Genomic DNA, 13,738 nt, shown 5'->3' on the forward strand with positions numbered 1-13,738 from the left:
CTTCAAGGCGCCGTTTTTTTATGATTCACAAGCCGCTAGACCGTGTGCAGGTACCAGAGATACTCAAGATCCGAGATGGTCATCTCGAACTCATTCAGCTCATGCTCCTTGCAGGCAACGAATACATCCAGGAACTGGCTGCCCAGATAGTCGGCCATCACTTTGGATTGGCCCAGCTCCCGCAAGGCGTCCCGCAGGTTATTCACCAATGAGGCCTCGTGCTGCTCGTGGGCATTACCCACCGTAACCGGTGGCGGCTCGATCCGGTTGGAGATGCCGTAATGGATGCCCGCCAGCACCGCGGCCATCAGCAAGTACGGATTGGCATCGGCGCCGGCCACACGGTGTTCAATTCGCAGAGCTTCAGGGTCACCGCCCGGCAAACGCAGTGACGCGGTACGGTTGTCCACGCCCCAGGTAGCCGCACTGGGCACATAGTACTCCGGGCTGAACCGACGGTAGGAATTGATGTTCGGGCAGAACAACGCCATGGCATCGTTCATGGTCGCCACCAACCCGCCCACGGCCCAGCGCAGCATGTCGTTTGGCTGCTCGGCGTCGCCGGCGAATACGTTGCGGCCCTCACTATCCACCAGGCTCACGTGCAGGTGCATGCCACTGCCGGCCTGGTTGTGATACGGCTTGGCCATGAAGGTGGTGTCCATTTCATGGTCGTAGGCCATGTTCTTGATCAGGCGCTTGAGCAGGGTGGCGTGGTCGCAGGCTTGCACTGCGTCATCCACGTAATGCAGGTTGACTTCGAACTGGCCGGGCGCCGATTCGGCCACCAGCGCATCCGCCGGCAGCTCCTGCTCGTGGGCGGCATCCAGCACGTCCGCCAGGAATTCCGCGTACTCGTCCAGATCATCAATGGAGTAGGCCTGGGTGCCCGCCGGGCGTTTACCCGAAAGCGGCGATTTCGGCGGCTGCGGGCGACCGGAGAGGTTCTCCTGGTCGATCAGGTAAAACTCCAGCTCAAAGGCAGCCACCGGGGTCAGCCCCAGTTCCTCAAACCGCTTAATAATGTTCTGCAATACCACCCGCGGGTCGGCGAAAAACGGTGTCTCACGGTCCAGCTCATACATGGTCAGCAGCAGTTGCGCGGTGGGCCGCTTCTGCCAGGGTTCCATGGTGAGGGTGTTCTCGATGGGCAGGCAGACGCGGTCTGCCTCGCCGATGTCGAGCCCCAGACCGGTTTCCTCCACCGTGGTGCCCTGAATGTTCAGGGCAAAGATGGAAGCCGGCATGGCAACGCCACGCTCAAATACTTTCGCCAGCGCAGACGGATCCACCCGCTTGCCGCGAACAATGCCATTGATATCCGGGATCAGCAGATCAACGAACTGCAGTTCAGGGTGTGCCAGAAGGAACGAGTCGGCACTCGTAGAACCAGAAGCCATAGGGAACGCCTTCCACAACGCAAACAGGCCTGGTGCCGAGGAGCCGGCGCAGGAGTTTCAACACTCCTTTATCCCGGTTTCCGGGGTGTTTGGCAAGATAGGGACATACCACAAATCCCGGAGTTAAATTTTTATAGCGCAACCCGGAATCTCATGATACATATCGCGAGAATTCGGCGGATTCCCAACTGCCGTTTCCAGGACAAGCCTTAAAGGAGTCAAAAGGCGGCGACGGGTTCCGTCCGGGACAACAGCCAACTGCGGCCACCCTCAGCAGACCTGCACAACACTGCGTGCGTCCTGCACGTTTTGTATTAATCCCTTTTGAGTGAGGGACATCATCCAATGTTGAAGTTGTGTAAGCCACAGGCGCTGGCCGCCTCTGTTGCGTTGTCTCTGTGTGCCTCCTCCGCGTTCGCCGCCGAGGAAGTGCGCGTCTACAACTGGTCCGACTACATCGCCGAGGACACCCTGGCGAAGTTCACGGAAGAAACCGGCATCAAGGTCATCTATGACGTCTACGACAGTAACGAGATCCTTGAAGCCGCCCTACTTTCCGGTCGTTCCGGCTACGATCTTGTTGTCCCCTCCAACCACTACGTGGCCAAGCAGATATCTGCCAACGCGTTCGTGGCTCTGGACCACAGTAAACTGCCGAACATGAGCAATCTGAATCCCGATCTGATGGACGACCTGGAAAAGGTTGACCCGGGTAGCCAGTTTGCCCTGCCCTACCTCTGGGGTACCAACGGTTATGGCTATAACGAAGGCCGCATTCAGGAAATCCTGGGCGACAGCGCTCCTACCGATTCCTGGGCCCTGGTATTCGATCCGGAAGTCACCGGCAAGCTCGCCGCCGGCGGCTGCGGTATTGCCATGCTGGATTCCGGCGAAGAGATGGTGCGTGCGGCCATGGCCTACATCGGCTTGGACCCGAACAGCAACAACGCCGACGACATCAAGAAAGGCGGTGAGGTGATCAAGGCCATTCGTCCGAACATCACCTACTTCCATTCGTCCCGTTACATTGGCGACCTGGCCAACGGTGACCTGTGCGTGGCTGCCGGTTACTCCGGCGACATCCTGCAGGCCGCCGCACGCGCAGAGGAAGCCGAAAATGGCAACGTGATCCGCTACACCATTCCCAAAGAAGGCGCGGTGCTGTGGTTCGACATGATGACCATTCCGGCCGGTGCGCCGAACGTGGAGAACGCCCACAAGCTGATGAACTTCCTGATGCGCCCGGAAATCATCGCCGATGTGACTAACTACGTGTGGTACGCCAACCCGAACAAGCCGGCCAACGAGTTTGTTGATCCGGAGATTCTGAGCGATACCAGCATCTACCCCACCGACGAAGTGATGAAGAAGCTGTACATCATGGAAGGCCGGCCTCAGGACGCCCAGCGTCTGATGACCCGCACTTGGACCAACGTGAAGTCTGGTCGTTAAGCGGTGGAAAACGGCAACAACACCTCCGCGCAAGCGGAGGTGTTACTCAGCATTCGGGGCATTTCCAAAAGCTTTGATGGCACGCTGGCCGTAGACAACGTCAATCTGGACATCCACAAGGGCGAGATCTTTGCCCTTCTGGGTGGCTCGGGTTCCGGCAAGTCCACGCTGCTGCGCATGCTCGCAGGTTTTGAAACGCCCAACGCCGGCACCATCATGCTCGACGGCCAGGACGTTACGGCTCTGCCCCCGTTCCTGCGCCCGACTAACATGATGTTCCAGTCCTATGCCCTGTTCCCCCACATGACGGTGGAGCAGAACATTGCCATGGGTCTGAAACAGGACAAGCTGCCGAAAAGCGAAATTCGCGACCGTGTGGCGGCCATGCTGAAGCTGGTCAAGATGGAACCCTATGCCCGGCGCAAACCCCAGCAGCTTTCCGGTGGTCAGCAACAACGGGTTGCCCTGGCCCGCTCACTGGCCAAACGTCCCAAGCTGCTGTTGCTGGACGAGCCCATGGGTGCCCTGGACAAGAAGCTGCGTACCGAAATGCAGCTGGAACTGGTGGAAATTCTGGAAAATGTTGGCGCCACCTGCCTGATGGTGACCCACGACCAGGAAGAAGCCATGACCATGGCCAGCCGTATTGCGATCATGGCCCAGGGCCGGATTGCCCAGATTGGCTCGCCCATCGATATCTACGAGAGCCCGAACAGCCGCATGACGGCAGAGTTCATCGGCTCGGTGAACATTTTCGAGGCGCACATCCGCGAAGACGAGGCCGACAGCATCACGCTGACCAGCACCCTGCTGGATGCGCCGGTGTTCATCGACCGTGGCGTAACCACGCCTGCGGAAACCACCGAAACCCTGATCGCCCTGCGTCCGGAGAAGATCTATCTGACCGCCGACAAACCGGACGGCGAGCACAACTGGAGCTGCGGTACGGTGGACAACATTGCCTACCTGGGCGACATCACGTCCTACTACGTGAAGCTGGCCAGCGGCAAACGGGTGCAGGCGACCATGGCGAACGTCGAACGTCGTGGTGAGCGGCCAACCTGGGGCGACAGGGTATTCGTATCCTGGGAAGCCTCCAGCCCCATCCTGCTCTGGAACTGAGCCGATGAGACGCAAACTTTTACCCGCCCCTCTGACCGAGCGGGTGCGTGCAGTCCTTTTCAATCGGCGGGTAGTTTTCGGTATCCCCTTCCTGTGGCTGCTGCTGTTCTTCCTCCTGCCGTTTGCGCTGGTGCTGAAGATCAGCCTGACCTCGGCGGTGATGGCCATTCCCCCTTACGAGCCCGTATTCCGGTGGGTGGACAACACCTTCTCGGTGGTGGTGAATATCGGGAACTACCTGTTCCTGCTGTCCGACAGCCTGTATTTCGCGGCCTACTGGGGATCGGTGAAAACCGCCTTCCTGGCCACCGTCGTGTGCCTGCTGATTGGCTACCCGATGGCGTACGCCATGGCGAGGGCGCCCAAGCACTGGCAACTGGTGTTGCTGTTGATGGTGATGCTGCCCTCCTGGACCTCGTTCCTGATCCGGGTCTATGCCTGGATGGGCATCCTCGGCAATCAGGGGCTGCTGAACAGTTTCCTGATGTGGCTGGGTTTGATTGAGCAGCCCCTCAAGATGCTGAACACCAACTTCGCAGTGGTGCTGGGTATCGTCTACGCCTACCTGCCGTTCATGGTGCTGCCCATCTACACCAATCTGGTGAAGCTGGATGTGCGCCTGCTGGAAGCAGCCTCAGACCTGGGTTGCCGAAGCCTGACCACCTTCTGGGCCATCACCCTGCCGCTCTCAAAGGCCGGCATCCTCGCCGGCTCGATGCTGGTGTTTATTCCCGCGGTGGGCGAGTTCGTGATTCCGGAGCTGCTCGGCGGGCCGGACACGCTGATGATCGGCAAGGTGTTGTGGGAGGAGTTCTTCAACAACCGCGACTGGCCGGTGGCGTCTGCCCTCGCGATCGTGATGCTGTTGTTACTGCTGGTGCCGATTGTGCTGTTCCATCGGTTCCAGGCCCGGGAGATGGAAAAGCATGGTTAAGTCACGCTCGTTCAGTTTCTCAAAGGTCATGCTGATTCTGGGCCTGCTGTTCCTGTACCTGCCGATGTTCGTGCTGATCGTGTATTCGTTCAATGCGTCCCGGCTGGTATCGGTTTGGGCCGGATTTTCCACCCATTGGTACGGCGAGCTGTTCCGGGATGAGCAGATTCTGTCGGCGGTTTGGATGAGCCTGCGGATTGCCTTCTACTCCGCCAGCATGGCGGTGTGCCTGGGCACGCTGTGTGCGTTTGTGATTACCCGGTTCAAGAAGATGCGCGGGCGCACGCTGCTGTCCAGCATGATTACCGCGCCGCTGGTTATGCCCGAGGTCATAACCGGCCTGTCACTGTTGCTGCTGTTCGTGCAGATGGCCCAGACCATTGGCTGGCCGGTTGACCGCGGCATGGCAACCATCTGGATTGCCCACACCACCTTCTGCAGTGCCTATGTGGCGGTGGTGGTATCGGCGCGGTTGCAGGAAGTGGATCGCTCCATAGAGGAGGCGGCCATGGACCTGGGTTGTACGCCCCTGAAGACCTTCTTCGTGATCACCCTGCCGGTGATTGCTCCGGCGCTGGTGTCCGGCTGGCTGCTGGCATTCACACTGTCCCTGGACGACCTGGTGATTGCCAGCTTCGTGTCCGGGCCAGGGGCGACCACGCTGCCGATGGTGGTGTTTTCCTCCGTGCGGATGGGGGTTTCGCCGAAGATCAACGCGCTGGCCACGCTGATCATTCTGGCAGTCTCGCTGATTGCGTTCATTGCCTGGTACCTGATGCGTCGGGCGGAACGGAAGCGGTTGCAGACTCCGGACGCCTAGCCCACCGCTTTAGAGCGCATCGGGAAAGGCGGAGACAAGGTAATCCACCAGCGCCCGGACTTTGGGCGTCACGAACTTGCGGGTGGGATAGACGGCGTAAACGCCAAGTTCGGTGGAGCGATAGTCAGGCATCAGCTCCACCAGCCGCCCGGCTTCCAGGTCTTTGTGCACCAGAAAACCGGGCTGCAGCACGATGCCCTGCCCGGCCACGGCAGCGGCACAGCAGGTTTCACCGTTGTTGGCATACATCCATGGCCGGACCCGCACACTGGTCTTGCCATCCGGGCCCTCAAAGGGCCAGTCGTTGCCCGTGGTGAAGTTGCTATAGCCGATGACCCTGTGGCTGGCCAGATCATCCGGTTTGACGGGGGCGCCGTGGGTGGCGACGTAATCAGGCGAGGCGCAGGCTATTAACCGGGTGGAGGTAATCCTTCGGCTGACCAGTGTAGAGCTTTGCAGGGTGGCAATCCGAATGGCCAGATCAAAGCCTTCCTCGACGATGTCCACCAGCCGGTCCGAGAGATCGATCGACAACTCGACATCCGGATAGCGGGCGTGAAATTCTCCCCACAAAGGTGCCAGGTGGCTGATTCCGAAACTGACCGGCGCATTCACCCGTAATGTGCCCCTTGCGACATCATTACGGGCGGTAATTTCTGCTTCGGCCTCCTCAACCCCGGCCAATAATTCCCGGCACCGGACATAGAACACCTCGCCCTCCCCCGTGAGAGACAGGCGGCGGGTGGTCCGCTGCAACAACCGAACCCCGAGACGACTTTCCAGTTCGCTGACATAGCGTGAGACAGCGGCCTTGGACATTCCCAGATTCTCTGATGCAGCGACGAAGCTGCCGGCTTCAACCACGTTGCAGAACGTCTGCATCTCCAACAATCGATCCATTGTTTCGATTTCCGGAACAGTTAATTTAATAAAGGTACGTTTATCCCGTTTATTGATATTTGTAAAGTACTCCCATGTTCGAAACACACCCAAGGAGATTCATCATGAACAACGCATTCCTGAACAAACTGATCAGCATTGACGCAGGCTGGGGCGCATTGGCCCTCCGGATTCCCGTCGGTATCATATTCGCTGCTCACGGCGCGCAGAAACTGTTTGGCTGGTTCGGCGGCTACGGCCTGGAAGGAACTGGGCAATGGATGGACTCCATCGGGTTGAGCCCGGGCTACCTGATGGCACTGCTGGCCGGTGGCGCGGAATTCTTCGGCGGCCTGGCACTGATCATCGGCCTGCTGGTTCGCCCTGCCAGCGCGGTACTGGCATTTGCCATGCTAGTCGCCATTTTCAGTGTTCATATCGGCAACGGCCTGTTCATGAGTAACAATGGCTATGAGTTTGGCCTGGCCTTGCTGGCCGTGTCGGTGTCCCTGGTATTCAGCGGCGCAGGCCGCGCGTCCATTGATCGCGCGATTGCAGCCCGATAACCACCGCAACCCGGAGGAGCCATCATGAGTCTGTTTGTTTCCCACGGCGCTCCCACCTTCGCACTGGAGCCGGGCCTCGCTGGCCCGGCCCTGACGGAGCTGGGCAAACGCCTTAGCAGGCCCGAAGCTGTGCTGGTGGTGTCACCCCACTGGATGACGCCGGAAGTCCGGGTGGGCGTTTCCGGAACGCCCGAGACCATTCACGATTTTCGCGGCTTCCCATCCGAACTGTATGAACTTGAATATCCGGCATCCGGGCATCCGGAACTGGCCCATACCACCCTCGCCTTGCTTGAGGCAGGAGGCTGGAAGGCACGAGCTGACGAAAAGCGGGGCCTGGATCACGGGGCCTGGGTTCCCCTGATGCACCTTTTCCCCGATCACTCGGTTCCGGTGTTTCAGGTTTCAATGCCTGCCAATCTTGACCCTGCTTCGGCCTGGCAGCTGGGCCAGACCCTGCAGCCACTCGAGCATGAGGGTGTGCTTGTTGTCGGGTCGGGTAGCCTTACCCACAACCTTTACGAGGTTCGCTGGGGGGACGAGAACGCCTCTGGCTATGCTAGGGAATTCACGGATTGGGTGCGTGCAAAGGTCACGGCAGGCGACCACCAACAATTGATTGCGACGCTGGAGAAAGCGCCGCATGCACAACGTGCGCACCCCACCATAGAGCACTTCCTGCCTCTGTTAGTGGCGGCCGGTGCGGCTGGGGAACAGCAACCCGGCGTGCTTATTGATGGCGGGATCGAACACGGTGTTTTGGCCATGGATGCCTTTGTTTTCAGGCATCCGGCCTGAAGCCGGAACAATCACCCAACCTCGAGCAATGCAAAAGGGCCACCCCGAGAGGCGGCCCTTTTGGTTTTCAGGGAAAAAAGTGCGTCAGCCCAGATTCTTTTTCACGAACTTCTGGATCTCGCCCACGATACCGCTTCGGAAAGCCAGAACCGTGATCACGAAGATACCGCCAAGAATCGGATCTACCCAATCCCGTAAGGGACCCTGGGACAGGTTGTACTCGATATTCACCACGAAGGTGGCACCCACCACCGGGCCAAGCAGGGTTCCCATACCACCGACCAGAGTCATCAGGATAACCTCGCCCGACATGTGCCAGTGCGCATCGTTCAGGGAAGCGAGCTGGAACACGACGGATTTCATGGAACCTGCAAGACCGGCCAGCGCTGCGGAAATGACGAATGCCAGCACCTTGTAACGATCCACGTTATAGCCAAGCGATACAGCACGGGGCTCGTTCTGTTTGATGGCCTTCAATACCTGACCGTACGGACTACTGACAATGCGCTGCACCAGCAGATAGCAGGCGATAAACACCGCCAGCACGAAATAGTACATGTTCAGGTTATCTTCGAGATTGATGAATCCCAGCAGCTCACCCCGGGGGATACCGTGCATACCATCTTCGCCGCCCGTGAATTCGGATTGGACGAAGAAGAAGAAAACCAGCTGCGCCAGGGCCAGGGTGACCATGGCGAAATAGATGCCCTGCCGACGAATCGACAACAAGGCAAAGCCGGTGCCCAGAGCCGTGGCCGCCAGGGTTCCGGCGATGATCCCCATCTCCGTAGTAAGCCCGGAGTAATTGCTGAGCAGGTAACCGGTGGTATAGCCACCCGTGGCCAGGAAGGCCGCATGACCGAATGACAGCAGGCCGGTGAACCCGAACAGGAGGTTAAAGGCCACCGCAAACAGTGCGAAGCACAGGATTTTCATCAGGAAGACCGGGTAAATCACAAACGGCGCAGCGAGCAGGATAAGCAACAGCACGCCGTTGAGCATCATTTTCTTGCGATCCTGGTTGGCCTGTTCCTGAACGATAGACTTGTGAATATCGGCGGAATTGACTGGCTGATTCATGTTTATGCCTCCTTACCGAACAAGCCACTGGGACGGAACATCAGAACCAGAACCATGACCAGGAAGATGACCGCCGAGGAAGCCGGCGGGTAGAAGGTTTTGGTGAGGCCCTCAATAACACCCATGAGAATACCGGTGATGATAGCGCCGCCAATGGAACCCATACCCCCGATAACCACAACCGCAAAGACCGTAATCAGGGTGGCAGACCCCATGACCGGGGTCACCGAGTAAATCGGCGCGGCCAGGACGCCGGCAAACGCTGCCAGCGCCACACCAAAGCCGTAAGTCAGGCTGATCAGGAGGGGCACGTTGATACCAAAACCCTGCATAAGCTGGGAATCCTCGGTACCGGCCCGCAGGTAGGCACCCAGCTTGGTTTTTTCAATCACAAACCAGGTTCCGAAGCACACGACCAGTGCCGCAACGATAACCCAGGCCCGGTAATACGGCATGAACATAAAGCCGAGATTCACACCGCCTTTGAACATGTCGGGCATGGTGTAGCGAAGGCCAGACACACCAAACCAGTTCACGAGCACGCCGGTGATGATCAGCGCCACACCGAAAGTCAGGAGCAGGCTGTAAATATGATCTTGCCCCGCGATGCGGCGCAGCAGGAAATACTCTATGACGACGCCGAAAGCGCCGACCAGCAGGGGGGCCAGCAGGAGCGCGACCCAGTAATTAACGCCCAGATAGTCAAACATCAGGACGGTGGTCATGGCGCCGAGCATGTACATGGCACCATGGGCGAAGTTGATGATCTTCAGCAAACCGAAGATGACCGCGAGCCCAAGGCTCAGAAGGGCGTAAAAGGCGCCATTGATGATTCCGATCAGGAGCTGGCCGGAGAGCACAGCTACAGGGACGCCGAAAATCATGGACATTGGGCTAACTCCAGAAGCAGCACAGGGGTTGGTTGTTGTTCTTACTCAATTCTCTGAGTTGCGGGCTCACCCTGCCCTGTTGCCGGGTGAGCCCTGATGCCGGTCTTAGTTGTTAACCAGCTTGCACTTGCTCTCGGAGAGCGGACGGTAAGATTCTTCCGCCGGAATAGTCCGCAGGATCTTGTACAGATCCCACTCATTCGTGGACTCAGCCGGGGTTTTCACTTCCGCCAGGTACATATCGTGCACCATGCGGCCATCAACACGGATCTTGCCGTTCTTGGCAAACATGTCGTTGATGGGCGTATCCATCATCTGTTTGCGCACTGTCTGGGCATCATCAGACCCGGTCGCCTTGACTGCGTTCAGGTACTGCATGGTGCTGGAGTAGATACCGGCGTGAACCATGGTCGGACGAACACCGGTCTCTTCCATGAAGCGATCAGACCATTCACGGGTCTCGTCGTTCATGTCCCAGTACCAGCCGGTGGTCAACTGGATGCCCTGAGCGGTTTCCGCACCCAGTGCGTGCACGTCAGTCAGGAACAGCAGCAGAGCCGCGAGCGTCTGGCCAGACTGGGTGACACCGAACTCACTGGCTGTTGTGATGGCGTTGGTGGTGTCAGCACCGGCGTTTGCCAGGCCGATTACATCAGCGCCGGACGCCTGGGCCTGCAGGATGAAGGAGGAGAAATCCTGGGTCGGGAACGGATGGCGCACGGTGCCGATCACTTCACCGCCGTTAGCCTCAACAACGCGGGTAACGTCGCCTTCCAGAGCGTGGCCGAACGCGTAATCCGCAGTCAGCATGTACCAGGTTTTGCCGCCCTCTTTAACCACCGCACTGGCGGTACCGTTGGCCAGCGGATAAGTGTCGTAAACGTAGTGGATGTGGTTCGGGGTGCAGTGCTCGTTGGTGATACTGGAAGCGGCTGAACCGGAGATGATACCCAGGCGATCGTTCTCTTCCAGAATCTTGCTCACGGCAATGGAAACGGAAGAAGCCACCATACCGGCCACCAGATCAACATCCTCGTTCTCAACCCAGCGACGAACGGTGCTGGAGGAAGTATCGGGGCTGTTACGGTCATCAGCACTGACCACTTCGATCTTGGCGCCATTTACCTGACCACCAAAATCAGCGATCGCCATTTCCAGGGCCTTAAGCCCGTTGGGACCTGCCAGGTCACGGTAGGTGCCGGACATATCTGCCAGGTAACCGATCTTGACCGTGTCGTTGGAAATAGCCGCTTGGGCTCCGCTTGCCATCATGGCTGATGCAACGGCTGATGTCAGAAGCTTTTTCATCATTGTCATTGTTGTATCTCCGCTACTGTCTTGCGTTGGTTCGGGTTGTTGTTGCTTTTCTTGCTCTCGTCCTATCCGGGATCAGACCCCCAAATAGCGATCCAGCACCGACTGCTTGGAACTCAGTTCGTTGGCGCTGATTTCTTCCACAATCTGACCGTGCTCAACAACGTAATGACGGTCGGCTAACGGTGCTGCGAAGTGGAAATTCTGCTCAACCAGGACAATGGTCAGCCCCTTGTTTTTCAGGGCAATCAGGACCTCACCCAGCTTTTCTACAATAACCGGGGCCAAACCCTCGGTGATTTCGTCCAGCAGCAGCATATTGGCGCCAGTGCGCAGAATGCGCGCCATAGCCAGCATCTGCTGCTCGCCACCGGACAGCTTGGTGCCCTGGCTGAAACGTCGTTCATACAGGTTAGGGAACATGTTGTAGATTTCTTCCAGGCTCATGCCGCCACTGCGCACGACGGGCGGCAGCGTCAGGTTCTCCTGGACACTGAGCGAGGAAAAAATGCCCCGATGTTCGGGGCAATACCCGACACCCAACCTGGCAATGTGGTGAGGCGCACAAGACATGGTTTCCTCACCGTTAATCATGATTGAGCCGGTGCGCCTGCCAACCATATTCATAATGGCTTTGAGGGTTGTACTCCGACCTGCACCATTGCGGCCCAGCAATGTCACCAGCTCACCACGGTGCACCACCATGTCGATGCCATGGAGGATATGGGATTCGCCGTAAAATGCGTGTAATCCCGAGAGTCGGAGCTGCTCGTATTCGCGATCTGATTTACTGGTCATTGCGCCGCCTCCGACTGCTCGCTGTCAGCGGTAGTACCCCGCTCTCCACTACCATCACTACCCATGTATACCTCGCGCACCCTTGGATCTGCAGAGACCGAGGCGTAATCCCCCTCGGTCAGGACAGCGCCCTGAGCCAGCACGGTGATGCGATCGCACAATTTGCTGACCACGCTGAGGTTGTGCTCAACCATCAGAACGGTTCGTCCCGCTGCCGCCTTGCGTACGAGCTCTACCACACGATCCACGTCTTCCGAACCCATGCCCTGGGTTGGCTCGTCAAGCAACAGGATTTCCGGCTCCATGGCCAGCGTGGTTGCCAATTCCAGTGCACGCTTGCGCCCGTAGGCCAACTCAACGGTGGTGGTGTTGGCAAACTCTGCAAGGCCAACGGCATCCAGAAGCTCCATGCAGCGCTCATTCAGCTTGTGCAGGGAATTTCCGGATTTCCAGAAACTGAAGGAGGTGCCCTCGAAGGTCTGCAGGGCTACGCGGATGTTCTCCAGCGCTGTCATGTGAGGGAATACGGCAGAGATCTGAAACGAGCGGACAATGCCCTGGCGGGCGATGGCGGCGGACTTCATGGTGGTGATGTCCTGATCCTTGAACAGGATCTGACCACGAGTCGGGATCAGGAATTTGGTGAGCAGATTGAAGACCGTGGTCTTGCCAGCACCGTTAGGGCCGATCAGGGCGTGAATATGGCCTTTCTGGACCTTCAGGTTCACGTCGTCGACCGCAACAAAGCCCTTGAATTCTTTGACAAGGTTACGGGTCTCCAGAACGTACTGTTCACTCATGAGCCAATCTACCTTTGTTATTGTTGTGCGTTTTATCTGTTTACCAGATTAGATTGACGTATACGTAAACGTCAACACTTAATTGCAGTTTTTAAGTACACTCTCGCTACGCAAAAAGTCGTATAGAAGGTCTACTACCTGGTCCTGCTTTTCCAGGTGCGGAGAATGCCCCGCATCCTCCAGAATCACGCCGTGGGCGCTCTCCCCGATGCCAGCAACGATATCTGTAACCTGCTCAGGAACGCCGTATTCGTCGTTTTCCCCCTGAATGATCATAGCCGGACATTCGATGGCTGCCAGCCAGCGACTGAAATCCATGGCTGACTGAAAGCCTTCATCGCGCCAGATTGTCTGCCAGGCGTTGAAAAGGTCGTCAGTCCGGTCGCCATGATAGCGTGCCAAACGCTCCCGGATATCGGTCTCACGATAACGAACAGCCATCTCCCCGATGCCGGCAAGGGTAAGATGATCCGCATAGATATGCGCGGCCATGGTTACCAGAGCCTTCACGCGGTCACCCATGGTACCGGCCGTCACGAGGGCAATGGATCCACCATCACTGTGCCCTACCAGCACGATATCCTGAATTGCGAGCTTGTCCAGTAACCTGGGCAACCACCGATGACCGGCAACTTCCAGATAATCATACGGTCGAGGGAGCTCTTCGTCAGACGAGTGGCCATAACCCTGACGATTGTAGATTAGCGCATCACAGCCGGTGGCTTTAGCCAGTTTTTCCGGAAACTTCCGCCACAGGGCAATGCTACCGAGGGATTCATGCAGAAAAACCAGCACCGGCCCTTTCGGCTCCTTATGCTGGATTCGTCTGACCTCCAGCTCCACACCGTCGCCCACCGGCACCATCGTGTCTCGAATCTGCATGGC

The 13,738-nt window shown here is 58.0% G+C and carries 14 protein-coding genes; 6 read left to right on the plus strand and 8 right to left on the minus strand.

The genetic code is table 11. From position 1 onward, the window contains the following. Window positions 1-35: 35 nt before the first annotated feature. On the minus strand, window positions 36-1,400 hold the full coding sequence (locus WA411_RS13720) for a glutamine synthetase family protein (protein ID WP_291909535.1): 1,365 nt from the start codon (window positions 1,398-1,400) through the stop codon (window positions 36-38). A gap of 345 nt (window positions 1,401-1,745) precedes the next feature. Here WA411_RS13720 and WA411_RS13725 point away from each other — a divergent pair, with 345 nt between their 5' ends. From WA411_RS13725 to WA411_RS13740, 4 genes are read left to right on the plus strand one after another with little or no spacing between them, the layout of a single operon-like run. Continuing rightward, window positions 1,746-2,852, plus strand: a complete 1,107-nt coding sequence (locus WA411_RS13725) for a polyamine ABC transporter substrate-binding protein (protein WP_136631689.1) — start codon at window positions 1,746-1,748, stop codon at window positions 2,850-2,852. 3 nt (window positions 2,853-2,855) lie between these two features. Beyond that, window positions 2,856-3,974, plus strand: a complete 1,119-nt coding sequence (gene potA, locus WA411_RS13730) for a polyamine ABC transporter ATP-binding protein (protein WP_069184254.1) — start codon at window positions 2,856-2,858, stop codon at window positions 3,972-3,974. 4 nt (window positions 3,975-3,978) lie between these two features. After that, complete coding sequence (locus WA411_RS13735; RefSeq protein WP_136631691.1) at window positions 3,979-4,908, plus strand: ABC transporter permease subunit; 930 nt, start codon at window positions 3,979-3,981, stop codon at window positions 4,906-4,908. Then, complete coding sequence (locus tag WA411_RS13740) at window positions 4,901-5,728, plus strand: ABC transporter permease subunit (protein WP_069184252.1); 828 nt, start codon at window positions 4,901-4,903, stop codon at window positions 5,726-5,728. Before WA411_RS13735 ends, WA411_RS13740 begins: the two co-directional genes overlap by 8 nt. A 9-nt stretch (window positions 5,729-5,737) precedes the next feature. Here the strand turns inward: WA411_RS13740 and WA411_RS13745 are convergent, their stop codons facing one another. Beyond that, window positions 5,738-6,628 (minus strand): LysR family transcriptional regulator, encoded by an 891-nt coding sequence (locus WA411_RS13745; RefSeq protein ID WP_291909543.1) that lies wholly within the window; start codon window positions 6,626-6,628, stop codon window positions 5,738-5,740. 104 nt (window positions 6,629-6,732) lie between these two features. Between WA411_RS13745 and WA411_RS13750 the strand changes: the two genes are divergently transcribed. Next, entirely contained in the window at window positions 6,733-7,173 is a 441-nt protein-coding gene (locus WA411_RS13750) for a DoxX family protein (RefSeq protein WP_291909547.1), read from the plus strand. Between the two features lie 24 nt (window positions 7,174-7,197). Next, entirely contained in the window at window positions 7,198-7,971 is a 774-nt protein-coding gene (locus WA411_RS13755) for a DODA-type extradiol aromatic ring-opening family dioxygenase (RefSeq protein ID WP_291909552.1), read from the plus strand. Between the two features lie 84 nt (window positions 7,972-8,055). Here WA411_RS13755 and WA411_RS13760 read toward each other — a convergent pair whose 3' ends face one another. The 6 genes from WA411_RS13760 to WA411_RS13785 all read right to left on the minus strand — a co-directional run bounded on the left by WA411_RS13760 (window position 8,056) and on the right by WA411_RS13785 (window position 13,735). Beyond that, the gene (locus WA411_RS13760; RefSeq protein ID WP_136632273.1) at window positions 8,056-9,051 is read right to left on the minus strand and encodes a branched-chain amino acid ABC transporter permease; all 996 of its coding nucleotides are present in this window, start codon (window positions 9,049-9,051) and stop codon (window positions 8,056-8,058) included. 2 nt (window positions 9,052-9,053) lie between these two features. Further along, window positions 9,054-9,941 (minus strand): branched-chain amino acid ABC transporter permease, encoded by an 888-nt coding sequence (locus tag WA411_RS13765; protein WP_069184247.1) that lies wholly within the window; start codon window positions 9,939-9,941, stop codon window positions 9,054-9,056. Window positions 9,942-10,046: 105 nt separating this feature from the next. Beyond that, on the minus strand, window positions 10,047-11,258 hold the full coding sequence (locus tag WA411_RS13770; RefSeq protein WP_069184246.1) for an ABC transporter substrate-binding protein: 1,212 nt from the start codon (window positions 11,256-11,258) through the stop codon (window positions 10,047-10,049). A 72-nt stretch (window positions 11,259-11,330) separates the two neighbouring features. After that, the gene (locus tag WA411_RS13775; protein ID WP_069184245.1) at window positions 11,331-12,053 is read right to left on the minus strand and encodes an ABC transporter ATP-binding protein; all 723 of its coding nucleotides are present in this window, start codon (window positions 12,051-12,053) and stop codon (window positions 11,331-11,333) included. Then, a complete protein-coding gene (locus WA411_RS13780) occupies window positions 12,050-12,853 on the minus strand; it encodes an ABC transporter ATP-binding protein (RefSeq protein ID WP_222466346.1) in 804 nt (267 codons plus the stop codon). The genes WA411_RS13775 and WA411_RS13780 overlap by 4 nt, the downstream gene beginning before the upstream one ends. A 78-nt stretch (window positions 12,854-12,931) precedes the next feature. Further along, window positions 12,932-13,735 (minus strand): alpha/beta fold hydrolase, encoded by an 804-nt coding sequence (locus WA411_RS13785; protein ID WP_291909559.1) that lies wholly within the window; start codon window positions 13,733-13,735, stop codon window positions 12,932-12,934. Window positions 13,736-13,738 lie beyond the last annotated feature (3 nt).

The organism is Marinobacter sp. CH_CUG1437-1 (assembly GCF_037029655.1).
Lineage (GTDB): Bacteria > Pseudomonadota > Gammaproteobacteria > Pseudomonadales > Oleiphilaceae > Marinobacter > Marinobacter salsuginis.